The sequence below is a fragment of the Microbacterium sp. SCPM-O-B-15248 (M128) genome (assembly GCF_058214835.1).
Genome location: NZ_JBYQLI010000003.1, coordinates 370494 through 397484 on the forward strand (window position 1 = coordinate 370494; position 26991 = coordinate 397484).

Below are 26991 nucleotides of genomic sequence, written 5' to 3' on the forward strand. Positions count from 1 at the left end.
TCAGACCGACGACCCCTCGCGAAGCACCTTCGCGAGGGGTCGTCCTTTCGCGAGCTCGTCCACGAGCTTGTCCATCAGCCGGATGCGGTACATCAGCGGATCCTCGATCTGTTCGACACGCACGCCGCACACGACCCCGGTGACGTTCACCGACAGGGGGTTCAGGCGCGCGGCGTCGAAGAAGTCCCGCAGACTCGTGTCGGCGGCGATGTGGTGCTCCAGCTCGGCGTCGTCGAAGCCGGTGAGCCACCGCAGCGCGGTGTCGAGCTCCTCGCGGGTGCGTCCCTTGCGCTCGACCTTGGCGACGTACAGGGGGTGGATCGCCGAGAACGCGGTGTCGAAGATGCGGCTCATGCGGGAACGATAGTCTCATCGACCCGCGCCGGCGAGTGTCAGCGCGATTCGGACACGCACACCGCGCCCATGCCCGGTGTGAGCGCCTCGAAGACGTGCGGGGCGTCACCGGCGTACGAGAGGTAGTCGCCGGGCCCCAGCTCGAACGGCGCGTCGGCCGGTCCGACGAGGCCGCGGCCCGTGATCATCACGACGTGCTCGATCGTGCCGCGCGGGTGCGGGTCGGACAGCCGTGGGGCTCCGGGCTCCGCCGTGAGCAGGTAGATGTCCCGGCGCGCGTGCGGCGGGCTCGCCGAGAGCAGCACCGCCACGTACTCGGATGCCGAGGACGCGACCGCCGTGCCGCCCTCGCCCGCGCGGATCAGGGTGGGGGAGCGCACGCCTTCGTCGACGAGGACCGCGAAGGGGATCTCCATCGCTGAGGCGAGGGCCCAGAGCGTCTCGACGCTGGGATTCCCGCCGCCGTTCTCGAGCTGCGACACCGTGGCCTTGGCCACTCCCGCACGACGCGCGAGTTCCGAGACGCTGAGGTCGCGGCGCTCGCGCTCGCGCCGGAGGGTGGTCGCGATGCGATCGCCGAGCTCGCTCATGCGTTCATTATGCGTGACGATCGTTCGACTTGACGAACGGCCAGCGATCGTTCACGATGCTGTTCATGCGTTCGTTCTATCGAACACCGGACGGAGTCGCCGCCCGTCAGGGTGTCGCGGTCGCCCTCGCCACGAGCGCGTACGGGATCTCGTTCGGCGCCCTGTCGGTGGCATCTGGTCTCGATGTGTGGCAGACGTGCGTGCTGAGCCTACTCATGTTCACGGGCGGATCGCAGTTCGCCTTCGTCGGAGTGATCGCCGCCGGGGGAGTCGCCGCGGCTCCGGCGGCCGTCGCCTCGTCGGCCCTGCTCGGCGTGCGCAACGCCGCCTACGCGATGCGGATGTCGCCGGTCGTCGGCCCGGGCGGCTGGTGGCGGGCCGCGGCCACTCCGTTCACCATCGACGAGTCGGTGGCCGTGTCCCTGGCTCAGCAGACCCCGCGCGCCCGCCGCGTGGGCTTCTGGGTCACAGGCGTCGCCATCTGGGTCGGGTGGAACCTGACGACGCTCGCGGGCGCCCTCCTCGGCGATGTCCTCGGCGACCCGCGGGCATGGGGACTGGATGCCGCCGCGGCCGCCGCCTTCCTCGCTCTGCTGTGGCCGCGCCTGCGAGGGCGTCAGCCCCTCGCCGTCGCGATCGGGGCCGCGGCGGTGGCCGCCCTGCTGACGCCCTGGGCGATGCCCGGCATCCCCGTCATCGCGGCGGCCGGCGTCGCCGTCGCCCTCGGCTGGTTCGACCCGCGCCGCCCGGCCGCGCCGGCGGCGGACGACGAGAACGGGATGCCATGACCCTGTGGACCGCCGTGCTCGCGGCATCCGTGCTCTGCCTCGCGCTGAAGGCCGTGGGCTATCTGCTTCCGCAGGGCTGGCTCGACGCGCCGCGGCCGGCCCGCATCGCGGATCTGCTGACGGTCGCGCTGCTCTCGGCGCTCGTCGTCGTGCAGGCCGTGGGAGCGGGGTCCGCGATCGTCGTCGACGCACGCGTGCCGGCGGTCGTGGTCGCCGCGGTGCTGCTGTGGCTGCGGGCGCCGTTCCTCGTGGTCGTCGCCGCCGCCGCGGCCACCGCGGCGCTCCTCCGCGCGTTCGGCTGGGCCACATGACCCCGCGCCTAGACTGACCGCGTGAGTTCAGGGATCGTCCGTGTCTTCGGCTGGGTCGTCGCCTTCGCGGTGGGTGCGTTCTACGGGACGGCCGCCACGGTCGGGCACGCCTACCGGCTCGGTGCCCTGCCCGTCGGTCTCGTCCTGGCGACCGTCGGGTGCGCGGCGCTGCTCATCGCCCTCCGAACGCTCACGCAGGACCGCGTCAACGCGATCGCCGGCGGTCTGGGCATCATCGCGGCCACGTTCCTGTTCTCGCAGGTCGGACCGGGGGGTTCGGCGATCGTCGCGGCGGCGACGCCCGACACCGCGTGGATCGCGATCGCCTGGACTTTCGTCGGCCCGATCCTGCTGACCCTCGTGGCTTTCTGGCCGGACGTCTCCCGACTGCGGCCCCAGCCCGCTGCCGGATCATAGGGTCCGGCCGTCGGGCCGGGTGGGGTCGTCGTCACGCGTAGACTGATCGGGTGACTTACGTGATCGCCCTCCCGTGTGTCGATGTCAAGGATCGCGCGTGCATCGACGAATGCCCCGTCGACTGCATCTACGAGGGTGAGCGCTCGCTCTACATCCACCCCGACGAATGCGTCGACTGCGGTGCGTGCGAACCGGTCTGCCCCGTCGAGGCGATCTACTACGAGGACGACCTCCCCGAAGAGTGGTCGGACTACTACAAGGCCAACGTCGAGTTCTTCGACGACATCGGCTCGCCCGGCGGTGCCGCGAAGGTCGGCGTGATCGCCAAGGACCACCCGGTCATCTCGGCACTTCCTCCGCAGAGCCACTGACCCGTGGGCGTCGCCGACCTCGCCGACTATCCCTGGGATGCCGTCGCGCCGTACGCCGAGCGCGCCCGTCGTCACCCGGCGGGCATCGTCGATCTGTCGATCGGGTCGCCCGTCGACCCGACTCCCGCGGTGGTCGCCGAGGCCCTCGCCGCCGCGACCGATGCGCACGCGTACCCGCAGACCATGGGGACCCCGGCGCTGCGCGAGGCGATCGTCGCCTGGTACGCCCGTCGGCGCGGTGTCCCGGGCCTGACCGCCGCCCACGTCCTCCCGACGGTGGGGTCCAAAGAACTCGTCGCTCTCCTGCCCCTCCTTCTGGGCCTCGGACCGGCCGACGTCGTCGTGCACCCGCGTGCCGCGTACCCGACGTACGAGGTCGGTGCGCGTCTCGTGGGCGCGGAGCCCGTGGCATCCGATGATCCTGCCGAATGGCCCGAGAACACGCGCCTCGTGTGGATCAACTCGCCCGGAAACCCGGACGGGCGCGTGCTCTCGACCGACGAGCTTCGGGATGCCGTGATCCGGGCGCGAGAGCTCGGCGCGGTGCTGGCCTCCGACGAGTGCTACGCCGAACTCGGCTGGGAGGCGCCGTGGGACGCCGAGCGCGTGCCGAGCGTGCTCGACCCGCGCGTCGTGGGCGATGACCTCACGGGCGTGCTGTCGGTGTACTCGTTGAGCAAGCAGTCCAACCTCGCCGGATACCGCGCGGCGTTCCTCGCCGGTGACTCGGAGCTGGTCGCCCGGTTGCTGACCGGTCGCAAGCACCTCGGGCTCATGCCTCCCGCGCCGGTGCAGCGGGCCATGACGGTGGCCCTCGACGATGACGCGCACGTCCTCGCGCAGCGCGAGCGGTACGCCCGTCGTCGCGCGGTGCTCAAGCCGGCGGTCGAGGCGGCCGGCTTCCGCGTCGACCGCAGCGAAGGCGGTCTGTACCTCTGGGCGACCGAGGGACGCGATGCGTGGGAGAGCGTGGGGCGTCTCGCCGAACTCGGCATCCTGGTCGGCCCGGGGCACTTCTACGGGACGCATTTCCCCCAGCACGTGCGCTTCTCGCTCACGGCGACCGACGAGCGCATCGCGGCCGCGGCGGAGCGGCTGGCGCCGTAGTCGGCGGTTACTCGGATCCGCTCCACGCGGCCCACAGCCGCGCATAGTCGCCCCCCGCGGCACGCAGCCGGTCGTGCGTCCCCTCTTCTCGGACGCGCCCGCGATCCAACAGGACGACCCGGTCGGCCGCGGCGGCTTGGCTGAGGCGGTGTGCCACGACGAGGGCCGTGCGGCCGCGCACGGCGGTGGCGGCAGCCTCCTCAAGGCGTCCGGCTTCGCTCGACCCCGCCTCCGCGGTCGCCTCGTCGAGCACGACGAAGGCCGGATCGGCCAGGAGCACGCGCGCGAGCGCGATGTGCTGCGCCTCGGCGGCCGTCAGAGTCGTTCCCGAGGCGCCCACGGGTTCGTCGAGCCCGCGGGCGAGGCGGGTGAAGAGTGAGTCCGCACCCACGCGGATCAGCGCGTCCCGCACCTCGGCGTCGGTGGCATCCGCCGCGGCGAGAGTGAGGTTCTCGCGGAGCGTGGTGTCGAAGACGTGGACGTCCTGCGTGACGAGGGCGACCGAGTGCGGGCGTCGCACCTCGCCGTGCCCGGGCGTGTGGACCCCGGCGGCGATTGCGGCCAGCGTGGTCTTGCCCGCCCCGGACGCGCCGACGACGGCGACCGTCTCGTGCGCGCCGATCCGGAGCGACACGTCGTGCAGCACGGTGACCCCGGGCACGAAGGAGTGCGTGACCTTCGCGAGGTGCACTGTGTCGCCGGCGACACTCGCGGCCTCACGCTCGGGCGCCGTCTCGGTGCGGATCACCCCGACGATCCGGCCGAGCGAGGCGAGGGCGGACTGCAGGTCGTCGGTGACGAACAGCACCTGGTTGATGGGGCCGAACAGGCGCAGGAAGAGCAGCATCGCCGCGGTCGTGCCGCCCAGCGTGCCCGCGTCGGCCGACACCAGCACGAACCCGGCGATCAACAGTCCCGCCATCCCCAGGAACTCCGCGCCGTTCAGCCGGGCGAAGAACCGGTTCTGGATGCCGCGCGCTCGCATGCTCCACCGGACCACCGTCCAGGACGCCTCCGAGATCCTCGAGAGGCGCGATCCGGCGAGGCCGAACGCGCGCACGGTCTCGCGGCCGCGGAGCGCATCGAGGAGCTGCTGCGCGCGCTCGGACATCGCTGCGCGCTCCGCGGCGTACACCGGCGGCGCGTCGCGGAGGTAGCGGCGCACCGCCCACACGTGCACGGGAGACACCGCCAGCAGCACGACCGCGTACCAGGGGTCGATCACCGCCATTCCGACGACGGTGACGGCGATCGTGAACGCCGCGCCGACGACGGCGGGGACGACACGGGGGATCGCGTCGGACACCTCGGCGACGTCGTCGCCCGCCCGGGCGATGAGATCCCCCGTCCCCGCGCGTTCGATGCGCTCCTGGGGGAGGCGCAGCCCCGTCTCGACCATGCTCTCGCGCAAGACCGCAAGGGCGCTCTCACAGAGGTGCGACGCGGTCACCGTGCCGATCGCGGTGAGGACGACGTTGGCGACGACCGCGACGGACATGACGACCGCGAGGAGCGGCACGAGGTGTGCGCCACGCTCGCCCGCGCCGAGGGCGTCGACGACGGTGCCCAGCGCCAGCGGACCGACGATTCCCGCCGCAGCGGCGCCGAGCACGACCGCCGCCAGAGCGGGCAGTCGCCACCAGCCGCGGGGGAGGGCTCGCCACACTTCGCGCGCGACGTCGCCGGCCGAGGCCAGTGGCAGGGGGATGCTCATGCGACACCTTCCTCGGCGAGCCGGACGACACGATCCGCGACGGCGAGGAACGCCGGAGCGCGCGTGACCACCACGGTCCGGACGTGGCGACGCGAGGTGCGCAGGCGCTCGGCGATCCGCGCCTCGGTGACGGCGTCGACGGCGGTCGTGGGGTCGTGCAGTACGAGCAGTTCGGCGTCGCGCGCGAGAGCCCGGGCCAGCGCGACGCGCTGCCGCTGTCCGCCCGAGAGGCCGGTGCCGTTCTCTCCGACCGGGGTATCCCACCCCGCGGGGAGAACGTCGACCAGTTCGTCGCACCCGGCGGCCCGCAGGGCGGATGCCAGGCGCGTGGCATCCGTCCGGGGGCCGGCGACGTTCTCGCGCACGGTTCCAGAGAACAAGTGGGCGTCATGGGGCGCCACGAGAGCATCGGGGTAGGCGGCGACGAGACCCGACAGCACGTGGTGCGCCTGCCGTCCGTCGCCGGCGACCACGACGAACTCCCCGGGGGAGATGTCGAGGAGATCGTGGGGGAGTGCCACTGGTCGCGCGCGTTCCGGTGCGCTGTCGCGCTCCTCGTCGTCCCGGAGGACGTCGAGGAGGCGCCCCGCCGACGCCGTCGCCGACGCCCACCACGCGCCCGTCGACAGGGCCAGGGAACGCAACGGATCGATGAGGAACTGCGCGAGTCCCACGACGGCGATGAACTCTCCGAGTCCCAGACTCCCCGTGACGGTGAGGAGGGCCGCGACCACGGCGACACCGGTGAGGAACAGACCGGTGACGCTCCCCATCACCCCGCCGAAGACGCCCTCCGCGCGGCGCGCGCGCAGCGTGTCGCGCAGCGCCGCCTGACTGGCACGGCGGTAGCGGCGGGCGGCTTCCTCCTCGGCGCCGATCCCGCGGATCACGCGGTACCCGCTCATGAGGTCGGTGGCGCGGCCCGCGGCCGCCGCAGCGGCCTGCTGCTCGTCGCCGCTGCGCTCCCGGAGCGAGGCGCCGGCGCGCTCCGTCAGCCACAAGAGCAAGGGCGCCCCGATCAGCACGGCCAGGCCCAGCGGCCACGCGAGGGTGAGCAAGACGCTGCCGCCGAACAGCACGGCCGCGAGCTGTCCGACCGGATAGACCGCGATCTCCACGGCCTCCGCGAGGCGCGCGGCGTCGGATACCGCGAGGGACAGAGCCACCCCCGGTTGGTCGGACGGACGCCCCGAGCGCGGCGAGCGTCGCAGGACGTGCTCGGCGATCGTCTGGCGCAGCCGGTGCTGGACGGCGAGCATGCCCAATTCCGCCAGGCGGGAGCCGAAGCGCCACGAGAATGACAGCGTCAGGAACACCCCGGCCAGCACGCCGAGCCACCACAGCAGCGGGGCGAGTTCGCCCGTGGCCACAGCTCGTTCGATCGCGATCCCCATGACCACGGGGACGAGCGCCTCTCCCACCTGATGCGTGACCGACAGGGCGGCGGCGGGCACCGCGTAGCGGGGCACGGCCCCCATCACCCGAAGTACGAGGCGGCGCGGGGTGGTCGCGGGCGAGACCGTCAACGGCCGCGTCTCGATCGGGGAGCTCGGCGCCTGCAGCAGCATCCGGGTCATGGGCGTGCGTGCGCCCGCTCGCGTCCGAGCGGCGACATCGAGGCCATGCCGGAGAGGGAACGCGGGGGTGTGGCGGGCATGGCGGCTCTCGGATCGACGGGTCGGGGAGGATGCTAGGTTAGCCTTGCCTTATCTTTGGCTGCCACCGCCGTGAGGAGACATTTCGTGCTGATCGAGGACACCCTGATGTCCCGTGGGGAACATCCCGATCTCGCGGATGACGCCGCCGGGCGGGCGGCTGTTCGCCACTGGACATTCGCCGAATTCGCGGTGACCTCGACGCCCGTGCGCGCCGGCAGCGAGTTCGACCGTCACCGTCACGAGGAGGATCAGCTCTCGTGGATGGCATCCGGATCGACGGAGGTCTCGGTCGGAACCGACCGCTGGCATCTGCGTCGCGATCACGCGGCGTGGATCCCGACCGGGGTGCTGCACGAGATGCGCTTCACCGAGCCGGGGGAGCTCATCAGCGTGTACATCGATCCGCACCGACGGCCGAGCCGGACGGGATGGGACCGCCCGCGCGTGCTCGGGCTCGACCCGCTCGGCGGCGGGCTGCTGAGCCACCTCGCCCGCGGCGGCCGGACCGAGGCGCGACGGCAGAGGTGCTTCGCCGTGCTCGCCGACCTGCTGGCCGAGGCGCCCGTCGCGCACGAGGTCGTCGCTCTTCCGCAGGACCCCCGGGCGCGCGCCATCGCCCACGCGCTCCTGGCCGCCCCCGACGACGATCGCGACCTCGAGGCATGGGCGGCGCAGCAGGGCGTCAGCGCCAAGACGATCGCCCGGGCCTTCGTCGCCGACACCGGACGGACGTTCCGCGAATGGAGGGTGCGCGCACGCCTTCACGTCGCTGTCGGCCTGCTGCTCGGCGGGGAATCCGTGCACGCGGTCGCCCCAGCGGTGGGCTATGACTCGGTGAGCAGCTTCATCTCCGCCTTCCGTGCGCGTTTCGGCATCACGCCCGCCGCGTACGCCCGGTCGCTCGCGAGCGTCGAATGACGGACGCGGCGGGCCGGATCCCGGGGCCTCGGCTGCAGTCCGTCGAGATCGTCACCCCGGCGCTCCGACGGTGCTGACCTGCTCGCCCCTCCTCGACGACGTCCTCACGCACCTCGACGACGAGCACGCCGACCTCGAGCGGGCCCCGGAACGCCGTGCGCGCGCCGAGGCCTTCGCGCTCGACCTCCTCTCGCTCGGCGCGCGCCCGGATGCCGGGCTCCCGCAGCCGCGGAGCCCCTGGCTGCGCGTGGTCACCACCGCGCTCGCTGCGTCGCCGGGCGATGACCGGACGGTCGAGGAGTGGGCGCGGTCCTGTGCAGTCAGCACGCGCACCTTCACGCGACGCTTCCGCGACGAGACGGGCGAGTCCTTCTCCCAGTGGCGTTCACGGTTGCGGATGCAGGCGGCCATGGCAGCGCTCGCCGCGGGTGCGCCCGTCGCCGCGGTCGCGCGGCGCGTGGGATACGACTCCGCGGCGGCGTTCTCCACGGCCTTCCGGGAGGTCGCCGGGGTGAGCCCGCGCGCGTTCGCCGTCGGACGCAGAGATGACCGATTCGCCAAAGAAGTCGACTGAACGGCTCACGTCTGTGCTCATGGGGGTCGATGATCCCTCGACATAATTAGGTATTCCTTACCTAACGCCGAGGAGCTTTCCCGTGCCCAGAAGACGCCGTGCCGCGATGACCGTGGCTGCCGCCGCCGTGACCCTCACCCTGCTGTCGGGGTGCGCCTCGGTGGCCTCCGCTCCGGCTGCTGTCCCGACCTCCGCCGCCTCGACGACCGTCGAGTCGGCCTACGGCGAGGTCACCGTGCCGCAGCAGCCGCAGCGCGTCGCCGCCGTGTCGTACGACACCCCGTGGCAGCTGATGTCGCTCGATGTGAAACCCATCGCCACGATCGACTACTCGCGCTGGGCCGACAGCTTCAGCCCCACGCAAATGGCGTACATCGCGGATGCCGCGAAGATCGGTACCTACGGCGAGATTAACTTCGAGGCCCTCACCGCCGCCCGACCCGACGTCATCGTCGGCACAGTGGACGAGGTCGACGAGGCCACCTACCGACGTCTCAGCGCCATCGCCCCCACCGTGATCGCCGGCGGGACCGCACGCGGTGATTGGCAGAGGATCACCGAGCAGACGGCGGCCGCCACCGGCGCAACCGCGAAATGGGAGAGCGAGAAGGCCGCTTTCGAAACGCTGCGCGACGAGACCAAAGAGACCTACCGTGCCCAGATCGAGGGCAACCGGTGGATCAACTTCTCCTTCGGCGACGCCGCCGGACAATTCTCGGTCCAGCTTCCCACCGGCTCCACGGGTGACCTCGTGGTCAACGAGATGGGCCTCGCGTACGGTCCCGGCGCCGCCTCGCTGCCCGACGCCGACGGCGCGGGCTACGTCTCCCTGCCGTTCGAGCAGCTGCCGACCGTGTTCGAGGACGTCACCGTCGCGCTGACCTTCTCCTCCGCGGACGGCGCGGCTCTCCCCGCCGTCAGCGAGGTCGTGAACGCGCCCGTGTTCCAGACGCTGCCCGTGGCCCAGAACGGGCGCGTCTACGCGCTGCGCACCCTCGTGACCGACTACGTCACCGCGCAGGACTGGGTGCGCGAGCTCGTCGACACGGTGCTCGAGCCGATGCAGAAGTGACCTCGTCGGCTGTCGGGGAGCGCCGCCGCGCGCGCCGCTCCCCGGCGACGACCCTCGGTGTCGCCCTCGGCGTGGTCGTGCTCCTCGGCGGTGCGCTCGCCGTCGCCGAACTGTGCGTGGGGGAGCCGATGCTCGCGCCGTCGCGCGCTCTCGGACTCCTCACGCACCCCGACGGCTCTCACGAGGCTCTCATCGTGCAGACCCTTCGCCTTCCGCGCGTGCTCCTCGCCGTCGCGGTGGGCGCGGCCCTCGCCGTCGCCGGCGTGGTGATGCAAGCCCTGACCCGCAACCCTCTCGCGGAGCCGGGCATCCTCGGCGTGAACTCGGGCGCCGCTCTGGCCGTCACATTCGCCTTCGTCGTCCTCGGACTGCAGGGCTTCGGGTCGACCCTCCTCGTCGCTGCCGTCGGAGCCGCCGTGGCCGGCGTCCTCGTCGCCCTCCTCGGCGGCGTCGGGCGCTCGGCATCCCTGTCCCGGCTCGTCCTGGCCGGCGTCGCCCTCACCGCGGTCCTCGCGGGCCTCACGCAGGCGCTCAGCCTCATCGACCCGGCGCAGTACGCCCGCATCCGGATGTGGGAGGCGGGATCGCTGGCGGCTCGCGACGCGCCCACGGCGCTGTGGGTGACGGGCATCGTCGCGGTGGGACTCGTGCTGGCTCTGGCGATCGGGCCCGGTCTGAATCTGCTCGTGATGGGGGAGGATGCCGCGCACGCGCTCGGCGCGCGTGTGACACGCGTGCGTACGGCCGGACTCGTCGCCGTCGTCCTGCTGTGCGGCACGGCCACCGCCGCGATCGGGCCGGTCGCGTTCGTCGGGCTCCTCGTTCCCCACGCCGTCCGCGCGTTCACCGGCGCCGACCAGGTCCGCACGCTGGTGGCCAGCATCGTCGCCGGGCCCGTACTGCTCCTGGCCGCCGACCTGATCGCCCGGACGGTCGTGGCGCCGCGAGAGCTTCCCCTCGGTGTGGTCACCGCTTTCCTCGGAGCGCCCGTGCTCATCGCCCTCGTCCACCGTCGTCGGCGGTCGTGATGGCCGCGATCACCCGGGCGCACCCCGCCCTGCTCCGACGCCGCCGGATCGCCTCCGTGGTGGTCGGTGCCATCCTGGTGGCGTCGGCCCTGGGTACGCTCACGCTCGGCGATCTGGGCGTGACCCCCGCCGACGCCCTCGGGGCCCTCGTCGGCGCGGGAGATGCCGGCACTGTGCTCGTCGTCCAGCAGTGGCGCTTGCCGCGCGCAATGCTCGGCATCGTTGTCGGCGCGCTCCTGGCTCTCTCGGGCGCGCTCTTCCAGACGGTGACGCGCAACCCCCTCGGCAGCCCCGACATCCTCGGCTTCTCGGTCGGCGCCTTCACCGGGGTGCTGACCGTCACCCTGGCGGGAGCGTCGTCGATCCTCGCGCTGGCGGGCGGCGCCGTCGGGGGCGGACTCGTGACGGCGACGATCGTGTTCGCCCTGTGCGCCCGCACGGGCTTCGGGGGATTCACGGTCGTCGTCACCGGTGTCGGGGTCAGCGCCATGGCGGCCGCGGTCAATGTCCTTCTCGTGGTGCGCCTCGACGACGCCCGCGCCCGCGCCGCTGCCGTCTGGGCCACCGGTTCGCTCAACGGTGCGGCCGCGGAGTGGATCCTCCCCGCCGCGCTCGCCTTGGCCGCGGGAGCTGTCGCCATCGCGGCGCTCGCACCCGCCCTGCACGCCCTGGAGTTCGGCGACGAGCGGGCCGCCGCCCTCGGCGCGCGTCCGTCGGCCACCCGGTGGTGGGCGATGCTCATCGGCGTCGCGCTCATCGCCGTGGCCACCGCCGTGTGCGGCCCCATCGGCTTCGTCGCTCTCGCGGCGCCCCAGATCGCCCGGCGGGTGTGGCGCACCGGCACCATTCCCTTCGGGGCGTCGGCGCTCGTGGGCGCGAGCCTGCTGTCCGCCAGCGACCTGATCGCGTCGCGCGTGGTCGCCCCCGTCATGCTGCCGACCGGTCTGGTGACGGTCTGCCTCGGTGGCCTCTACTTGGCCTGGCTGCTCACCCGAAGAGAGAGGACCCGTCGATGACTCTGCGAGAGGACCGACCGGAATACGAGGCGCGGGTGACGGCGGTGTCGCGCCTCACGCCCCATATGGTCCGCGTGACGCTGGCCGGAGTCCGCGGTCTCGGCGGAGCCGGGATGCCGGAACCCGGGCCGGCGGACGAGTTCTTCGGTCTGTGGGTCCCGGTTCCCGGTGGCGACTCCGTCAAGAGGTACTACACCGTGCGCCGGCGGCGGGAAGGCCGCGGCGAGATCGACGTCGACCTGGTTCTGCACCGAACGGGCCCCGCGACCGAGTGGGCCGGGGCCGCCGCGGTCGGCGACGTCGTCGCGTTCGATGCGCCGCGCGGACACTATGCGCCCCCGTCGGACACGACGTCCCTCGTCCTCTGCGGCGACGTCAGCGCGCTCCCCGCGATCGGACGCATCCTCGAGGAGCGTGCCGCGCTCGAGACGTCGCCGCCGGCGTCGATCGTCATCGCGCTCGACGACCCCGCGGACCGGCAGGCGCTCGCCCTGCGGCCGGGGGACGACCTGCGGTGGTGCGCGACGTCCGCGCTCGTCGACGAGACGCGGCGACTCTGCGGAGGCGACCCGCTCGCCTACGTCTGGTTCTCCGGCGAGGCCGCCGACATGCGAGCCGTTCGTGCGCGACTGCGCCGCGAGCTCGGCATCCCGGCCTCACGGTGGACGACCATGGGCTATTGGCGCCGCGACAGCGAGCGGTGGGCGGCCCGCTTCGCCGCGGCCGGCCCCGAGCTGCAGCGGGCCATCGACGAGGTGCTCGAAACCTCCGTCGACGACGAGACCCAGGCCGACCGCCTGGAGGAGCTGCTGGCCGGAAGAGGACTGCTGTGAGGCCGGACACCGCCGTCGACGAGGTCATCGCGCTCGACGGCGTCTCGATCACCTACCCCCACGGCCGAACCGTCGTGCACGAGCTCTCGCTCGGCATCCGGCGAGGTTCGTTCGTCGCGATCGTCGGCCCCAACGGCTGCGGCAAGTCGACGCTGCTGCGCGCGATCGGGCGTCTGCTGCCGGTCGCCGAGGGCTCGGTGGTCTTCGACGGGAGAGACGTACGGGACCGGTCGCCGCGGGAGCTCGCCCGCTCGCTCGGCATGCTGCCCCAGTCGAGCACGGCTCCCGAGGGGATGCGCGTGGCGGACCTGGTCGCGCGCGGCCGTTATCCCCATCGGCGGCCCTTCGCCGCGTGGACCTCCGCGGATGAGACCGCCGTGCGCGAGGCGATGGATGCCACGGGCGTGAGCGCTCTCGCCGATCGCGACGTCGATGCGCTGTCGGGTGGCCAGCGACAGCGGGTGTGGCTTGCGATGGCGCTCGCTCAGGACACGCACACGCTGTTGCTGGACGAGCCGACGACCTACCTCGACATCGCCCATCAGATCGACGCCCTCGACCTCTTCGCCCGGATCCACCGCGATCGGGGACGCACGATCATCGCCGTGCTCCACGATCTGAACCAGGCGGCGCGATACGCGGACCGTCTGATCGCGTTGAAGGACGGCCGCGTCGTGCTCGACGGTGCGCCGGGCGAGGTGCTGACCGAGACCGCGGTGGAGGAGGTGTTCGACCTCCCGTGTCGCATCATCCCGGACCCCGAGACGGCGACGCCGCTCGTGGTGCCGCGGCGGCGCGCCTGAGGCTCAGGAGGATCCCTCCATCCGGAGGGGGCATCCTTTGGCGATGTCATCTGTACGTCGCCGGCCCTACTAGGCTGTAAGGGCACTGTGTGCGGGCCACCCTCCGCCGCGTGCCGTGTCGGGAATCGCGCAGGCGGAGTTCGACCGAGAAGGCCGTGGGGGCCGGGTGCTCCTACGGTCCGACCACACGGGCGACCAGAAATCGCAAGGAGGCGCGGTGAGCGACGCGGGTACGGAGCACGACAAGGCCACTCTCACGGTGGGGGGCACCACCGCCGAATTCCCGGTCCTGCGGGGCACCGACGGTACGCCGAGCATCGACATCGCGTCGCTGACGAAGCAGACCGGTCACACCACGCTCGACTACGGTTTCGTCAACACGGCGTCGACGAAGTCCGACATCACCTTCATCGACGGTGACCAGGGCATCCTCCGCTACCGCGGCTACCCGATCGAGCAGCTCGCGAAGAACAGCACCTACCTCGAGGTGGCGTGGCTGCTCATCTACGGCGAGCTCCCCTCGGCATCCGAGCTGGCGGCGTTCGACGAGCGCATCCGCCGCCACACCCTGCTGCACGAAGACCTCAAGCGCTTCTTCTCCTCGCTCCCGCCGACCGCGCACCCCATGTCGGTGCTGTCGGCCGCGACGGCCGCGCTCTCGACCTACTACGAGTCGGAGTCCGACCCGCACAACCCCGAGCACGTCGAGCTGAACACGGTGCGGATGCTCGCGAAGCTCCCCGTCATCGCCGCGTACGCGCACAAGAAGAGCATCGGGCAGGCGTTCCTGTACCCCGACAACTCGCTCGGGTTCGTCGACAACTTCCTCAAGCTCAACTTCGGTGTGCTCAGCGAGATCTACCAGATCAACCCGGTCATGACGAAGGCGCTCGACCTGCTGCTCATGCTGCACGAAGACCACGAGCAGAACGCCTCCACCTCGACCGTTCGCCTCGTCGGCTCCACCGGCGCCAACCAGTTCGCGTCGATCTCCGCCGGCATCCAGGCGCTCTCGGGCCCGCTCCACGGCGGCGCCAACGAGGCCGTGCTGCAGATGCTCGGCCGCATCCGCGACTCGGGCGAGAGCGTCGAGCGCTTCGTCGAGCGGGTGAAGAACAAGGAGCAGGGCGTCAAGCTCATGGGCTTCGGGCACCGGGTCTACAAGAACTACGACCCCCGCGCGAAGCTCGTGAAAGAGGCGGCCGACGAGGTCCTCGAGGCCCTCGGCGTCAGCGACCCGCTGCTCGACCTCGCCAAGGAGCTCGAGCAGATCGCCCTGCAGGACGACTACTTCAAGGAGCGTCGTCTGTACCCCAACGTCGACTTCTACACCGGCGTCATCTACAAGGCGATGGGCTTCCCGACGCGCATGTTCACCGTGCTCTTCGCGATCGGCCGTCTGCCGGGCTGGCTCGCACAGTGGCGCGAGGCCATCACCGACCCGCAGACGAAGATCGGCCGCCCGCAGCAGCTGTACACAGGGGCCGCCCAGCGCGACTACCCCGGCGCGCGCTGACCCCCGCGTACACGCCCCGTCCCTCTTGCGAGGGGCGGGGCGTTTCGCGTGTGCGGTGGCCCGGCGGAGCGCGAGAAACGCTCGCCGCAGGGAGAAACGCTCGCTGCGCGCGTTTCTCAGTGCAGAGAGCGTTTCTCAGCCCGGAGGGAAGCGTCAGGCGTGCAGCGCTTCGTTCAGCGTGACGCCGACGCCCGCACGCGCCGAGGCCTCGACGGCGCCGGTGAGCGAATTGCGACGGAACAGGATGCCGTTGCGGCCCGACAGCTCGCCGGCCTTCACCGTCCCGTCGCCGACCTGCACCTTCGTGCCGGCGGTGACGTAGAGGCCCGCCTCGACGACGCAGTCGTCGCCCAGGGAAATTCCGATGCCGGCGTTGGCGCCGAGGAGGGTCCGGGCGCCGATCGAGACGCGGTGGGTGCCGCCGCCCGAGAGGGTGCCCATGATCGAGGCGCCGCCGCCGATGTCGCTCCCGTCCCCGATCACGACGCCCTGCGACACGCGCCCCTCGATCATCGAGGCCCCTAGCGTGCCGGCGTTGAAGTTCACGAAGCCCTCGTGCATCACCGTCGTGCCGGGGGAGAGGTACGCGCCCAGACGCACGCGCGACGCGTCGGCGATGCGGACACCGGCGGGGGTGACGTAGTCGAGGAGACGCGGGAACTTGTCCAGACCCTGGATCTGGATGCCGTGGCGCAGCAGCGCCGGGCGCAGCCGCGTGGCATCGTCGGGGTGCATCGGGCCGGCGTTGGTCCACGCGACGTTGGGCAGGTGGCCGAAGATGCCGTCGAGAGAGATCTCGTTGGGCCGGACGAGTCGGTGCGACAGCGCCTGCAGGCGCAGGTAGGCGTCGACGGTAGAGGCCGGTGCGGCATCCACGTCGATCGTGAGCGTCACGACCTCGATCCGCACGGCGCGGCGCTCGTCGCTCCCGGCGAGGGCGTCGAGGCCGTGATCGGCACCGGAATCCGTGGTGCCGAGGGCGGGAGCGGGGAACCACGCGTCCAGGACCGTCCCGTCGGAGGCGATGGTCGAGAGGCCGGTACCGGTGATCTGTCGTTCGTTCGTCACTCTGACAGGCTATCGGGGCGCCGGAGGCGCGCTGGGTAGGATCGGAGGCATGCCCACGCTCGACTTGACCGCGTCCTCCGTCGAGATCACTCGGGCGATCTGCGACATCGCCAGCGTCTCCGGCGACGAGACCCCGCTGGCGGATGCCATCGAGGCTGCCGTCTCCGGTCACGCCCACCTCGAGGTGATCCGCGATGGCGACACGGTCGTCGCCCGCACGTCGCTCGGGAGGTCGCGGCGCGTCGTGATCGCCGGGCACATCGACACCGTGCCGATCAACGACAACCTGCCCACGCGCGACATCGAGATCGACGGCGAACCGTTCCTGTGGGGACGGGGCACCGTCGACATGAAGGCGGGCGTCGCCGTGCAGCTCAAGCTCGCGGTCGAGCTCACGGCTCCTCCGGTCGACATCACCTGGATGTGGTACGACCACGAAGAGGTCGACTCGGCGCTGAACGGCCTCGGCCGACTTTCGCGGAATCGCCCTGATCTGTTCGCGGGCGACTTCGCGATCCTCGGCGAACCGAGCAACGGTGAGGTCGAGGGCGGCTGCAACGGCACCCTGCGTGCGCTCGTCCGCACGACGGGGGTGCGAGCCCACAGCGCCCGCTCGTGGATCGGTGAGAACGCCATCCACAAGGCAGCTCCTGTCCTGGCCCGGCTGGCGGAGTACCGGGCCCGCGAGATCGAGGTCGAGGGTCTCGTCTACCGCGAGGGTCTGAACGCCGTCCGCATCACCGGGGGTGTGGCCGGCAACGTCATCCCCGACGCGTGCGAGGTCGAGGTCAACTACCGCTTCGCGCCGAGCCGCGACGCGGCGGCCGCAGAGCGGGTCGTCCGCGACGTGTTCACCGGTTTCGACGTCGAGATCGTCGACGTCGCCGGGGGGGCGCGTCCGGGTCTGGACGCCGCCCTGGCGCGCGAGTTCGTGGATGCCGTCGGCGCGACGCCGAAACCCAAGTACGGCTGGACCGACGTCGCCCGCTTCTCGGCTCTCGGCATCCCCGCCGTCAACTACGGGCCGGGAGACCCCCACCTCGCGCACCACGACGAGGAGCGCGTGCCCCTGGCGCAGATCGACGCGGTCGAGCGCGGCCTCCGGTCGTGGCTGACCGGGTCGTGAGTTCGCCGGCGGCCACCTCGGTGCCGGCGCGCACCGTGTGGCCGCGCGGACCGGTGGTGGCCCGTATCGCCGTCATCTACGTGGCGGCGCGACTGGTCACGACGGGGTTCTTCCTCATCGCCGCCGCGCTGTCGGGACCGGCTTCTCGGTACGGCGTCGCCCCGTCGCTCGGCGAACTCGCTCTCGGGTGGGACGCGCAGTGGTACTGGTTGGCGGCGGTATCCGGCTACCCGGCCGATCTACCGCTCACCCCGCAGGGCGGCGTGGCCGAGAACGCGTGGGCGTTCATGCCCGTCTACGCCTACCTGTCGGCGGGGCTCGGTGCGCTGCTGGGGTCGTGGGGAGCCGGCGCCGTCGTGATCTCGCTCGTCTCGGGCTTCGGGGCGAGCGTGATGCTGCACGGCCTCCTCCGCGACCGCATCGGCGACGCCGCTGCGACGTGGGCGGTCGCGTTCTTCGCCTGCGGGCCGCTGGCGGCGTTGTTCCAGGTCGGCTACGCCGAAGCGCTCTTCCTCTTCCTGCTCTTCCTCGCCCTGCGCTGCGTGCAGCTGCGACAGTGGGGATGGCTGTATCTCCTGGTGCCGGCGATGGGCTTCACACGTCCCGGCATCCTGGCCTTCGCGCTCTTCGTCGGCCTGTACGGCATCCATCGGTTCCTTCGCCGACGGGTGGATCCGCTGCCTCTGCGAGACATGGCGCACCTCGTCGGCGTGGCGGCGCTGGCGGTCGTGGTCGGGTTCGTGTGGCAAGCGATCGCCGCCGTGGTCACGGGGGATCCCGGTGCCTACCTCGCGACGGAACTGGCCTGGCGCCGCAACTGGATCGGCGAGACGAGCGGACACTTCGTCCCGGTCGAGGGGTGGGTCCAGGCCGCGGGGTTCTGGTTCACGCAGTGGGGCCTCGGCGCCGCCGTGGGATACGCCGCTCTCGTGCTGCTCGTCCTCGGCGTCGCTGCCGTTCTGCTGTTCGCCCCCCAGGTGAAACGTCTCGGCGTGGAGATCCGCCTCTGGTCGGCGAGCTATCTGCTCTACCTGCTGCTCGTGTTCTTCCCGCAGTCGAGCATCTTCCGGCTGCTGCTGCCGATCTCGCCCCTCTGGGGAGCGGTGGCCGTCCCGCGTTCGCGCGCGTGGCGCGTGACCGTTCTGGGGGCGGCGTTGCTCGGTCAATGGTGGTGGATCTACAACATGTACGGGCTCGGGAACACGTACTGGCAGATTCCGTGACCGTGCGTGACGGACGTCGCGGGCGCGCGTCCCGTCAGGTCGCCCGGCGGACCGACTAAACTACTCCATAGACCAACGACGAAAAGGGGGCCGCGATGGCAGCCATGAAGCCGCGTACCGGTGACGGACCTATGGAGGCCGTGAAGGAGGGCCGGCTCATCATCGTGCGTGTTCCGCTCGAAGGCGGCGGACGCCTGGTGGTGTCGGTGAACGACGCCGAAGCCAAGGAACTCTACGACGTGCTCGGCGGTGTCGTCGGCGCAGCCTGACGCATCGTGTCCGAAGGCCGGTTCCCACGGGGGACCGGCCTTCGCCGTTCGCCAAGGGTGATGGCGCCCGCCCGATCAGGTGAGAGGGGTGACCGTCGTCAGCTGCAGGAGACCTTCGCCCGTGGTCGAGATCGCGCCGAAGACGGCGGGGGAGGTCTGCACCTCTTGTATCAGCGAGCGGTACGCGGTCGTCACCGAGTCGCGCCGCACCGGGTCGGCGACGGCGCCGCCGGCGAGGACGCGGGGAACGAGAACCGTGCCGCCCGCGCGCACGAGTCGCAGACCGTGCTCGACGTATTCGATGACGCCTTCGGCGTCGGCGTCGATGAGGACGATGTCGTACGAGGCTTCGTTCATCCGGGGGAGAACATCGGCCGCGCGGCCGGTGATGAAACGCGCGCGAGCCGCGGGAATCCGCGCCTCGGCGAACGCCGCCCGTGCGGCGCCGAGGTGTTCGGGCTCGCTGTCGATCGTCGTCAGCGTCGCCCGCGGTGAGCCGTGCAGGAGCCACAGACCCGAGACACCGCCGCCCGTTCCGACCTCGACGACATTGAGCGCGCGGGAGGACGCGGCGAGCACGGCGATCTGCGCGCCCACGGCGGCGCTGATCGGTGCGGCTCCGAGCTCGAGCGCGTGCGCGCGGGCGCGCGCGATGTGCTCGGGTTCGACCGTCGACTCCTGCACGAACCGCTCGTTCGCTTCGTAACCGCTCACGTGGACCTCCCCGCTCAGGCTAGACGGCAGGGTGGTCCGGGCGTCCGAGGCGCGGCGGGTAATCTGAACTCATGTTCTTCGGCCTCACGATCGAGAAGCTCCTGCTGATCGGTGTGATCGCTGCGCTCGTCATCGGCCCCGAGCGCTTGCCCAAGTACGCCGAGAGTCTCGCCCGTCTGACCAAGCGCGCGAAAGAGACCATGCAGGGTGCGAAGACCCGCATGCGCGACGAGATGGGCCCCGATTTCGACGACGTCGATTGGCGCAAGCTCGACCCGCGTCAGTATGACCCCCGGCGCATCATCCGCGAGGCGCTTCTCGAGGACACGCCCACGGCGACGATGCGCGCGGCCGGCGCGGCCGCACTGGCGACCCAGGCTTCGGCCGAGAAGCCCGCGTTCGTCGCCGGTGAGACGCCGCCGTTCGACGACGAAGCCACCTGAGAACTCAGCGCGGTCGGATCGGCAGCGCGCGTCCCGACAGTCCGCGCGGGCGTGCCGCGAGGGCGGCTGCGGCGGCTTCGATCGCGACGGACGCCGGGTCGTCGGGCCGGGCGATGACCACGGGGCGGCCGTCGTCGCCGCCGGTGCGCAGCGCGGGGCTGAGGGGGACGGATGCCAACAGGGGCACGTCGTCGCCGGGGCTCGACAGCGCGCGGGCGACGGCTTCGCCGCCGCCGGAGCCGAACAGGTCGAGCAGCGTCCCATCGGGAAGCGCCATCGCGGCCATGTTCTCGATGACGCCGACCGGGGTCTGACCGGTCTGGCGGGCGACGAGGCCCGAGCGGACGGCGACATCGGCGGCCGCAGCCTGCGGGGTGGTGACCACGAGCACATCGGCGTGGGGGAGCAGCTGCCCCACCGAGATGGCGACGTCGCCGGTTCCCGGGGGCATGTCCAGCAGCAGGATGTCGAGATCGCCGAAGTACACGTCGGTGAGGAACTGCTGCACCGTGCGGTGGAGCATCGGACCCCGCCACGCGACCGCGCCGGCGGCATCCTCGCCGGGACGGCGCAGGAACATGCCGATCGAGATGACCTTCACGCCATACGCGACCGGAGGAAGGATGAGGTCGTCCAGACGCGTCGGCGCGGGGGGCAGACCGTCGGCGTCGACCAGGCCGAGCAGTCCGGGGATCGAGAAGCCGTGGACGTCGGCATCCACGAGTCCCACGCGAAGCCCGCGGGCGGCGAGGGCGACGGCGAGGTTCGCGGTCAGGGTCGACTTGCCCACGCCGCCCTTTCCGCTCGTCACGGCGATGACCCGAGTGAGGGAGCCGGGGCCGAACGGCATCTCGCGCGCCGCGCGACCACCGCGCAGACGCTCGGTCAGCGCTCGACGTTCGTCGGGCGACATGACGCCGACGGCGACCTCGACGGCGGAGATCCCGTCGACGGATGCCGCGGCGGCACGGACGTCGCGCTCGATGCGGTCCGCGGCGGGGCAGCCGACGATCGTGAGCGCGATCCCCACCTCGGCGACGCCGTCGCGCACCGTGATGTCGCGCACCATGTCGAGCTCGCCCAGCGGGCGACGCAACTCCGGATCCGTGACGGCGGCGACGGCGGCGCGCACGCGGTCGGCGGCCGCCCCGGTCACGGCGCGGCCGGTTTCGGTTCGGCGGCGTCGCTGTCGTCGAGACGTTCCAGCGCGGCCTTCAGCTCGGCGCGCAGACTCTCTTTCGTGATGACCTCGTCGGTCAGATCGCGCACGGCCATCCGCAGCGCCACGATCTCGCGGGCCAGGTACTCGGTGTCGGCGAGGTTGCGCTCGGCGCGCTGGCGGTCCTGCTCGATCTGAACGCGGTCGCGGTCGTCCTGTCGGTTCTGCGCGAGCAGGATCAGCGGCGCCGCGTAGGAGGCCTGCAGCGAGAGCACGAGGGTGAGGGCGGTGAAACCGATCGCGGCGGAGTCGAAGCGCAGCTCGTCGGGCATGAGGGAGTTCCACCCCATCCACACCACGCAGAACAGCGTGAGCGACAGGAGGAACGTCGGGGTGCCCATCGCCCGGGCGACCCACTCGGTGAACCGGCCGAACCGGTCGCGCGAGGGCTGGGGGGTGCGGGGGGCGAGCATCCCGGTGCGACCGCGGGGCGCGTCGAGCGAGGTCTGTCGTTGTGCACGTGCCATCAGCGCCTCCTCGGGGTCTGCGTCGGGATCTGGGGGATGCTCGCGGTCGCGAGCGGTCTGATCGTCGTCCTGGGCCTCGGATCATCGCCGTCGTGCGTGCGCCAGTCGTCGGGCAGCAGGTAGTCGAGCACGTCGTCGACGCTCACGCATCCGACGAGGCGGTGGGCCTGATCGACGACGGGCAGCGATACGAGGTTGTAGCTCGCGAGCATGCGCGCGACCTCGGCCGCCGAGGCATCCGCGGGTACCGGCTCGAGGGTGTCGTCGATGATCGCGCCGAGCCGCTCGTGCGGCGGGTAGCGGAGCATGCGCTGGAAGTGGACCGTGCCCAGCAGCCGGCCCGTGGGCGTCTCGTACGGCGGCAGGGTGATGAAGACGGATGCCGCGAGCGCGGGATGCAGCTCATGGCGCCGGATCAGCGCGAGGGCCTCGGCCACCGTCGCGTCGGCGGACAGCACGATGGGCTCGGGGGTCATCAGACCGCCGGCGGTGTCGGGTCCGTACTGCAGCAGGGCGCGGACGTCGTCGGCCTCTTCGGGCTCCATGAGGTCGAGGAGCTGTTCGAGGCGCGTCTCGGGCAGCTGACCGAGGAGGTCGGCGGCGTCGTCGGGCTCCATGGCATCCAGGATGTCGGCGGCGCGCTCGTCGCCGAGCTGCTCGAGGATGTGGACCTGCTCGTCCTCGGGCATCTCTTCGAGGGCGTCGGCGAGGCGGTCGTCGCTGAGTTCTTCGGCGACCTCGATGAGACGCTCCTCGGGGAGGTCGAGGAGGGTGTTGGCGAGATCCGCGGGCTTGAGGTCGGAGTAGGTCGCCACCAACTGCTCGGCCGACTGCGCCTGGCCCGGGGTCTGCTGTTCGCGGACCTCGTTCCACGCCGCGAAGGTCGTTGCTCCCTTGGCGAACGGGGAGGCGCTCGTTCGGGGACGCCGCAGGAAGAGCTGGCCCACGTCCCATTCGCCGAGACGGTTGCGCTCGATCGCGACGTCTTCGATCACGGCGTCGCCGGACCCGTCGACGAGGTGGACGCGCCGTCCGAGCATCTCGGCCATGACACGCACCTCGCCGCCGCGCTGCTGGAAGCGCCGCACGTTGATCAGCCCGGTGGTGATCACCTGGCCGGCCTGAATGGAGGTCACGCGTCCGATCGACACGAACACATGTCGTCGGCCGGGGATTTCGATGACGAGGCCCACGACGCGCGGCGCTGCGGACGAGCGGTAGATCACCACGACGTCGCGCACCTTCCCGAGGCGGTCGCCCGCGGGATCGAACACCGTGCAGCCCGCCAAGCGGGCGACGAAAACCCTCTGCGTGCTCACCGTCCCAGCGTAGTCCGCGAACCCGCGCCGGACCCGACCGGGCGCACAGGGGCGCGTGACAAGATGGTGAAATGAGCATGTTCGCGGGTTCGATGGGCGCGGGTCGAGACGAGGTCGGCGAGAAGGTCGCGTCGTTCCCGACGTACGAGAAGGCTCAGAAGGCCGTGTCCTCGCTCATCGCCGGCGAGGTTCCGGCGCGTGACATCGCGATCGTCGGCAGCGGACTCCGCTCCATCGAGCGGATCACCGGTCGACTGGGGTACGCCACCGCCGCGCGTTCGGGTGCGTTGAACGGTCTGATGCTCGGCCTGCTCTTCGCGTTCATCTTCGTGCTGGGGACCCCGACCGTCGAGATCTCGGCGTTCATCGGCGTGCTCCTGGTGGGCATGGCGCTGGGCATGCTGCTGAGCCTGGGCACGTACTCGATCGTGCGCCGTCGCCGTGACTTCGCGTCGGTCATGCAGGTGACCGCCGATCACTACGACGTGTGCGTCGCCGCGGCGAGCCTGACCAAGGCCCGTGACGTCCTCGGCCCGGCGGCTGCCGCGCGTACGGTCGTCGCTCGCCCGGCCACCCCGACCGACGCGGCACCGCCGCAGTACGGCGAACGCGTGCAGACGCCGGGTGCGCCCGCGCCGGCCGTGCCGCCGCGTCCGCCCGTGCCGTCGCGTCTAGCGGACGACGAGCCCCCGCGCTACGGTGAGCGCATCGCGCCCCCGGTGGCGCCCGCCGCAGATCCCGAGCCCTCCTCGGACGGCGCCCCCGAATCGGACGCGCAGCGCGACGACCGGTGATCGCCGACCCCGTCCGCATCCCCGTCGCCCTCCCGGCGGGCGAGACGGAGGTGTCGGGCCTGTGGTCCCTCGCACCGCACGCCCGCGCGACCGTCGCTCTCGCGCACGGCGCCGGAGCGGGCATGACACATCCCTTCCTCGAGGGCCTCGCCGCCGGTCTCGGGGATGCCGGTGTCTCGGTGCTGCGTTTCGTGTTCCCGTACGTCGAGGCCGGCCGACGGATGCCGGGACCCGCCGCCCAGGCGGTCGCCACCTGGGCGGGGGTGCAGGCGTGGCTGGTGGGTGCGGGCGCGGGTCCGTTCGTTGCCGCCGGGAAGTCGTACGGGGGCCGGATGGCATCCGTCGCCACGGCGGAGGGTGCGCTCTCTCCTCTGGCACTTGTGTACCTCGGGTATCCGTTGCACGCGCCGGGCCGACCCGACAAGCCCCGCGCCGAGCACCTGCCGGCGATCACGGTGCCGCAACTGTTCGTCGAGGGCGAGAACGACCCCTTCATCCACCCGCGCGTGCAGTTCGAGGAGGTGGTCTCGACCTGTCACGACGCGCACGTGCACTGGGTGCCCGATGCGAACCACTCCTTCGAGGTCAAGGGGAAGCGGCGACCGGCGGACGACATCGGGGCCGGGCTCGCGCCGGTCGTGGCGGAGTTCGTGCGCGGGCTGAAGGTGGTCTAGGGCTGTGGGGGATTTCTCCGCAGCCTCAACCCTGGTCGTCGTCGGCGTCGGAGAGCACCCCGCATCGTGACATCACGAGCAGGTCGATGCCCTTCTTGCCGTCCCGATCCGACTCCTCCACCGTAAGACTCAGATATGGAGACTTGCGAATGAGGTGCACTTGCGCGAACGAAACGGGGATGCCGAGGTCTTCGACCTCCCACTGATCTCCGAGCTTTGCCGGGAGGGCGTCGATGAACCCCGACACGTTCGTCTCTTCCGTGACCTGGACCTCCCAGTACCCGGTGTAGAAGGCGCTATCGCTTCCCTTGCCGGACAGTAGGTCACTCCCGCACCCATACGGCTTCATCTCGGGCCTTGGGTGCGGAGTGGAGCCGTACGGCATCAGGTCCGTCACCTGCTCAAGGACTGCGACGGCCTCATCGCGAACTTCGCTGTAGCTTGGCCGAGTTGGGGCGCACCCTGCCGACATCGTCGCAAGCATCAACGTCATCGTCAGCGCAACGACGCGAAACCTCATTCGTCTTCTCCTATGGATAGAAGAGCATCGCGGACTGTCCTCAGGACCTTTCCGTTGACGCTCTCGTCGCCGCTCATGAGCGCCGTGTGGTGACTGACGCTGTCCGCGATCAGGCGGGGCAGATAGGCCGGGTTGGTCGTCGCGCCGTAGGCGACGATCGAGGGCATGTTCGGGCCGGGGAGCCCCGGATCGACGAGGTGGACGCCCGGGATCGTCTCGGGGGCGACGGTGAAACCCATCCCGCCGGCGCCGAGACCGGCGTAGTAGCGGTTGACGTCGTCGACGGCCTGGGTGGCGTAGTACTCGGTTCCGGCGTGCGGCTCGTACGGGCCGATGGCACCGACGCTCGCCGCGAGGAACCGGGTGTCGACCGTGCCACCGTGCTTCTCTGCCTCGCTGCCGACACCGCCGCCATACGAGTGTTCGTAGCTCATGGTCCACAGCCCCGGGTGGGCGGCATCCACGCCCCGGAGGAACCGTGCGTATTCGGGGCCGCGCTCTTCCGCGAAGCGGTTCCACTGGGGACCGTTCTCGAGGAGGGAGTCGAGTTGAGGCATCGGCCCGGTCATCACGGTGAAGGCGACCACCGACGCCCCGGACGAGCCGACCTGCCACTCCGCGAAATCCGTCACGGGATGCTCGGTCATGAACGCGTCGGCGTCGGTGTTGGTTCCCGGCACGACGAACAGGGCCGCTTTCGCCGTGGACGGGTCGCCGGCCATCTCGATCAGCGAACCCCGGTCGGGATCCCACGCGTACAGCAGCTTCGTCCCGTCCCGCACCTGCTCGAAGTAGGCGATCTCGCGCTCGAGACGCGTGCGTTCCGCTCGACGGTCGAGCACCTCGGTCGCCGTCGAGCGTCGGTGGGGGATCCGTAGCTCGTGCAGGGCCTGGCGTTGCGCTCGCAGCGCGCGCAGATGGTCCTCCGCGCGCAGGCGGTTCGCGGCCACGCGGTCGTTCGCCGTCACGCCGTCGAGGGTGCCGACGAGGGCGGGGACGGCGGTGACGAGATGCGCCGCCACCGTCGGATCGAGACTCGACCACCACCGCGCGATCTCTTCGGGAGCCGTCCCGTGGAGGAGGTGGCTCCACTCGGGATGCACGGACATCAGCCGGCCGGGGTCTCGTGCGACGGCGAGCCGGTCGAGCAGGACGAGTCCCGCGGCATCCGTCGATGAGGGGACAGCGCCGGGGTGCTCGGGCCCGCTCCACGCGGCGAGCGACGACCAGGAGATGTCCGGGATCGCGCGCAGGGCCACCGCGCACCGGTGGGTGGCGTCTTCGTACGCTTCGGCGAGTCGGGCGACGTCGCGGGCGACATCGTGTTCTGCCTCGGCCCGAGCCAGTTCGTTCATCGCGTGCGCGGCCGTCTCGGAGCCGGTCTGCCAGACCGAGCGCGGTGGCGCGGCGAGGGCCTGCGCCGTGAGGAGGAGATTCCTGTCGTGCGAGAGTCGATCGAGATCGTCCGCGTAGTGCTCGAGGGCGCGCCCCGCGGACACGAGCCCGGCGGTGATCTCGTGGGCGGCCGGCCCTGTCGTGCCGAGAGCCCGATGCAGGAGGTCGGCCTCGGGGGCGCGATACAGACCGGGCGCGAGGCTCCACGCGAACAGGGCGTCCTGCCCCGCGGTCTCGAACGAAGTCGACCTCTGCCGGAGCGTCTCGACGGCGGACCGTATCCGCGCCGGATCGGCGGGCGGGTCGGGCACCGTCACGCCGACGCTCACAGCCGCCTCTTCCCGAAGACGACCGGGTCGAACGGGTTGCCGTCGCCGCCCCCGACGGCCGCGGCGCGCGCGTCGGTCGTGACGGCCATCTCGTCGTCGGCCGAGAGGTACGCCAGCACGGCGGTCTGCAGCGCGGACACCGTGGCTCGTCCGCGCGCGACGATGCGGTGCGCGAGGTCGACGCGCGTCTGGGCCACCTCGACGAACGCCGAGTGCGCCGGCACCACCCGCGCGAGGGTTCGCGCAACGGCATCCACCGCCCGCTGCAGGGCGATCGTGCCCTCGTGCACCTCGTCGAACGACCGGCGCATGCGCTCGGCGATGCCGAGCAGGTGTGGGGGATCCATCGAGTACGACATGC

Annotated in this window: 31 protein-coding genes; 19 read left to right on the forward strand and 12 right to left on the reverse strand. The window is 71.5% G+C overall.

All coding sequences use genetic code 11. The annotated features are described in order from the left end of the window. Both AC3E6M_RS07085 and AC3E6M_RS07090 read right to left on the reverse strand, forming a co-directional pair. On the reverse strand, positions 1 to 354 hold the full coding sequence (locus AC3E6M_RS07085; protein WP_138172855.1) for a DUF2200 domain-containing protein: 354 nt from the start codon (positions 352 to 354) through the stop codon (positions 1 to 3). Positions 355 to 392: 38 nt separating this feature from the next. After that, on the reverse strand, positions 393 to 944 hold the full coding sequence (locus tag AC3E6M_RS07090) for a helix-turn-helix domain-containing protein (RefSeq protein ID WP_138172854.1): 552 nt from the start codon (positions 942 to 944) through the stop codon (positions 393 to 395). Between the two features lie 65 nt (positions 945 to 1009). On the opposite strand from AC3E6M_RS07090, the gene AC3E6M_RS07095 reads away from it, so the two are divergent. The 5 genes from AC3E6M_RS07095 to dapC are packed head-to-tail and all read left to right on the forward strand — an operon-like array spanning position 1010 to position 3938. Next, positions 1010 to 1732 (forward strand): AzlC family ABC transporter permease, encoded by a 723-nt coding sequence (locus AC3E6M_RS07095; protein ID WP_138172874.1) that lies wholly within the window; start codon positions 1010 to 1012, stop codon positions 1730 to 1732. Continuing rightward, positions 1729 to 2043, forward strand: coding sequence for an AzlD domain-containing protein (locus AC3E6M_RS07100; RefSeq protein WP_138172853.1), 315 nt, complete (start codon positions 1729 to 1731; stop codon positions 2041 to 2043). Before AC3E6M_RS07095 ends, AC3E6M_RS07100 begins: the two co-directional genes overlap by 4 nt. 21 nt (positions 2044 to 2064) lie before the next feature. After that, complete coding sequence (locus AC3E6M_RS07105) at positions 2065 to 2460, forward strand: histidinol dehydrogenase (protein WP_138172852.1); 396 nt, start codon at positions 2065 to 2067, stop codon at positions 2458 to 2460. A gap of 50 nt (positions 2461 to 2510) precedes the next feature. Further along, positions 2511 to 2831 carry a ferredoxin gene (fdxA, locus tag AC3E6M_RS07110; protein WP_022878250.1) on the forward strand — a complete coding sequence of 107 codons (321 nt, stop codon included), beginning with the start codon at positions 2511 to 2513 and terminating at the stop codon, positions 2829 to 2831. Positions 2832 to 2834: 3 nt separating this feature from the next. Then, positions 2835 to 3938: a succinyldiaminopimelate transaminase gene (gene dapC, locus AC3E6M_RS07115; RefSeq protein WP_138172851.1), complete on the forward strand. Its 1104-nt coding sequence runs from the start codon at positions 2835 to 2837 to the stop codon at positions 3936 to 3938. 7 nt (positions 3939 to 3945) lie between these two features. Here the strand turns inward: dapC and AC3E6M_RS07120 are convergent, their stop codons facing one another. Together AC3E6M_RS07120 and AC3E6M_RS07125 are read right to left on the reverse strand one after the other, a co-directional pair. Further along, a complete protein-coding gene (locus AC3E6M_RS07120) occupies positions 3946 to 5652 on the reverse strand; it encodes an ABC transporter ATP-binding protein (RefSeq protein ID WP_138172850.1) in 1707 nt (568 codons plus the stop codon). Further along, complete coding sequence (locus AC3E6M_RS07125) at positions 5649 to 7229, reverse strand: ABC transporter transmembrane domain-containing protein (protein ID WP_138172849.1); 1581 nt, start codon at positions 7227 to 7229, stop codon at positions 5649 to 5651. The genes AC3E6M_RS07120 and AC3E6M_RS07125 overlap by 4 nt, the downstream gene beginning before the upstream one ends. Positions 7230 to 7394: 165 nt before the next feature. Here AC3E6M_RS07125 and AC3E6M_RS07130 point away from each other — a divergent pair, with 165 nt between their 5' ends. The 8 genes from AC3E6M_RS07130 (at position 7395) to AC3E6M_RS07165 (ending at position 15070) form a co-directional block, all read left to right on the forward strand. Further along, the gene (locus AC3E6M_RS07130) at positions 7395 to 8228 is read left to right on the forward strand and encodes a helix-turn-helix transcriptional regulator (protein ID WP_138172848.1); all 834 of its coding nucleotides are present in this window, start codon (positions 7395 to 7397) and stop codon (positions 8226 to 8228) included. A 70-nt stretch (positions 8229 to 8298) separates the two neighbouring features. Beyond that, complete coding sequence (locus AC3E6M_RS07135) at positions 8299 to 8802, forward strand: helix-turn-helix transcriptional regulator (protein ID WP_490529449.1); 504 nt, start codon at positions 8299 to 8301, stop codon at positions 8800 to 8802. A gap of 82 nt (positions 8803 to 8884) precedes the next feature. Beyond that, a complete protein-coding gene (locus tag AC3E6M_RS07140; RefSeq protein ID WP_212743466.1) occupies positions 8885 to 9874 on the forward strand; it encodes an ABC transporter substrate-binding protein in 990 nt (329 codons plus the stop codon). After that, positions 9871 to 10902, forward strand: a complete 1032-nt coding sequence (locus tag AC3E6M_RS07145; protein WP_212743465.1) for a FecCD family ABC transporter permease — start codon at positions 9871 to 9873, stop codon at positions 10900 to 10902. The genes AC3E6M_RS07140 and AC3E6M_RS07145 overlap by 4 nt, the downstream gene beginning before the upstream one ends. Next, positions 10902 to 11918 carry a FecCD family ABC transporter permease gene (locus AC3E6M_RS07150; RefSeq protein WP_138172846.1) on the forward strand — a complete coding sequence of 339 codons (1017 nt, stop codon included), beginning with the start codon at positions 10902 to 10904 and terminating at the stop codon, positions 11916 to 11918. The genes AC3E6M_RS07145 and AC3E6M_RS07150 overlap by 1 nt, the downstream gene beginning before the upstream one ends. Then, a complete protein-coding gene (locus AC3E6M_RS07155) occupies positions 11915 to 12751 on the forward strand; it encodes a siderophore-interacting protein (protein ID WP_138172845.1) in 837 nt (278 codons plus the stop codon). Before AC3E6M_RS07150 ends, AC3E6M_RS07155 begins: the two co-directional genes overlap by 4 nt. Next, positions 12748 to 13554, forward strand: a complete 807-nt coding sequence (locus AC3E6M_RS07160) for an ABC transporter ATP-binding protein (protein WP_138172844.1) — start codon at positions 12748 to 12750, stop codon at positions 13552 to 13554. Before AC3E6M_RS07155 ends, AC3E6M_RS07160 begins: the two co-directional genes overlap by 4 nt. A 217-nt stretch (positions 13555 to 13771) precedes the next feature. Next, entirely contained in the window at positions 13772 to 15070 is a 1299-nt protein-coding gene (locus AC3E6M_RS07165; RefSeq protein ID WP_230006345.1) for a citrate synthase, read from the forward strand. A gap of 153 nt (positions 15071 to 15223) precedes the next feature. On the opposite strand, the gene dapD is transcribed toward AC3E6M_RS07165, so the two are convergent. Continuing rightward, complete coding sequence (dapD, locus tag AC3E6M_RS07170; RefSeq protein WP_138172842.1) at positions 15224 to 16138, reverse strand: 2,3,4,5-tetrahydropyridine-2,6-dicarboxylate N-succinyltransferase; 915 nt, start codon at positions 16136 to 16138, stop codon at positions 15224 to 15226. Positions 16139 to 16187: 49 nt separating this feature from the next. Between dapD and dapE the strand changes: the two genes are divergently transcribed. The 3 genes from dapE to AC3E6M_RS07185 all read left to right on the forward strand — a co-directional run bounded on the left by dapE (position 16188) and on the right by AC3E6M_RS07185 (position 18756). Next, the gene (gene dapE, locus AC3E6M_RS07175; protein WP_138172841.1) at positions 16188 to 17264 is read left to right on the forward strand and encodes a succinyl-diaminopimelate desuccinylase; all 1077 of its coding nucleotides are present in this window, start codon (positions 16188 to 16190) and stop codon (positions 17262 to 17264) included. After that, complete coding sequence (locus AC3E6M_RS07180) at positions 17246 to 18487, forward strand: hypothetical protein (RefSeq protein WP_490529450.1); 1242 nt, start codon at positions 17246 to 17248, stop codon at positions 18485 to 18487. The genes dapE and AC3E6M_RS07180 overlap by 19 nt, the downstream gene beginning before the upstream one ends. A gap of 95 nt (positions 18488 to 18582) precedes the next feature. Further along, positions 18583 to 18756: a DUF3117 domain-containing protein gene (locus AC3E6M_RS07185; RefSeq protein ID WP_076490128.1), complete on the forward strand. Its 174-nt coding sequence runs from the start codon at positions 18583 to 18585 to the stop codon at positions 18754 to 18756. 75 nt (positions 18757 to 18831) lie between these two features. Here AC3E6M_RS07185 and AC3E6M_RS07190 read toward each other — a convergent pair whose 3' ends face one another. After that, the gene (locus tag AC3E6M_RS07190; protein ID WP_138172840.1) at positions 18832 to 19470 is read right to left on the reverse strand and encodes an O-methyltransferase; all 639 of its coding nucleotides are present in this window, start codon (positions 19468 to 19470) and stop codon (positions 18832 to 18834) included. A gap of 71 nt (positions 19471 to 19541) precedes the next feature. Between AC3E6M_RS07190 and AC3E6M_RS07195 the strand changes: the two genes are divergently transcribed. Beyond that, entirely contained in the window at positions 19542 to 19913 is a 372-nt protein-coding gene (locus AC3E6M_RS07195; RefSeq protein ID WP_138172839.1) for a twin-arginine translocase TatA/TatE family subunit, read from the forward strand. A gap of 4 nt (positions 19914 to 19917) precedes the next feature. Here the strand turns inward: AC3E6M_RS07195 and AC3E6M_RS07200 are convergent, their stop codons facing one another. The 3 genes from AC3E6M_RS07200 to AC3E6M_RS07210 are packed head-to-tail and all read right to left on the reverse strand — an operon-like array spanning position 19918 to position 22918. Continuing rightward, positions 19918 to 21069 carry an Mrp/NBP35 family ATP-binding protein gene (locus AC3E6M_RS07200; RefSeq protein WP_138172838.1) on the reverse strand — a complete coding sequence of 384 codons (1152 nt, stop codon included), beginning with the start codon at positions 21067 to 21069 and terminating at the stop codon, positions 19918 to 19920. After that, positions 21066 to 21599, reverse strand: coding sequence for a DUF1003 domain-containing protein (locus AC3E6M_RS07205; protein WP_138172837.1), 534 nt, complete (start codon positions 21597 to 21599; stop codon positions 21066 to 21068). The genes AC3E6M_RS07200 and AC3E6M_RS07205 overlap by 4 nt, the downstream gene beginning before the upstream one ends. Next, complete coding sequence (locus tag AC3E6M_RS07210; protein ID WP_138172836.1) at positions 21599 to 22918, reverse strand: magnesium transporter MgtE N-terminal domain-containing protein; 1320 nt, start codon at positions 22916 to 22918, stop codon at positions 21599 to 21601. The genes AC3E6M_RS07205 and AC3E6M_RS07210 overlap by 1 nt, the downstream gene beginning before the upstream one ends. A gap of 71 nt (positions 22919 to 22989) precedes the next feature. On the opposite strand from AC3E6M_RS07210, the gene AC3E6M_RS07215 reads away from it, so the two are divergent. Continuing rightward, entirely contained in the window at positions 22990 to 23712 is a 723-nt protein-coding gene (locus AC3E6M_RS07215) for a YflT domain-containing protein (RefSeq protein ID WP_490529452.1), read from the forward strand. Beyond that, positions 23709 to 24386, forward strand: a complete 678-nt coding sequence (locus AC3E6M_RS07220) for an alpha/beta hydrolase family protein (protein ID WP_252370888.1) — start codon at positions 23709 to 23711, stop codon at positions 24384 to 24386. The genes AC3E6M_RS07215 and AC3E6M_RS07220 overlap by 4 nt, the downstream gene beginning before the upstream one ends. A 25-nt stretch (positions 24387 to 24411) precedes the next feature. Here the strand turns inward: AC3E6M_RS07220 and AC3E6M_RS07225 are convergent, their stop codons facing one another. From AC3E6M_RS07225 to AC3E6M_RS07235, 3 genes are read right to left on the reverse strand one after another with little or no spacing between them, the layout of a single operon-like run. Next, positions 24412 to 24906 carry a hypothetical protein gene (locus AC3E6M_RS07225; RefSeq protein WP_490529453.1) on the reverse strand — a complete coding sequence of 165 codons (495 nt, stop codon included), beginning with the start codon at positions 24904 to 24906 and terminating at the stop codon, positions 24412 to 24414. After that, positions 24903 to 26630 (reverse strand): hypothetical protein, encoded by a 1728-nt coding sequence (locus AC3E6M_RS07230; RefSeq protein WP_490529454.1) that lies wholly within the window; start codon positions 26628 to 26630, stop codon positions 24903 to 24905. Before AC3E6M_RS07230 ends, AC3E6M_RS07225 begins: the two co-directional genes overlap by 4 nt. Further along, entirely contained in the window at positions 26627 to 26989 is a 363-nt protein-coding gene (locus AC3E6M_RS07235; protein WP_138172832.1) for a DUF6507 family protein, read from the reverse strand. The genes AC3E6M_RS07230 and AC3E6M_RS07235 overlap by 4 nt, the downstream gene beginning before the upstream one ends. Positions 26990 to 26991: the final 2 nt, after the last annotated feature.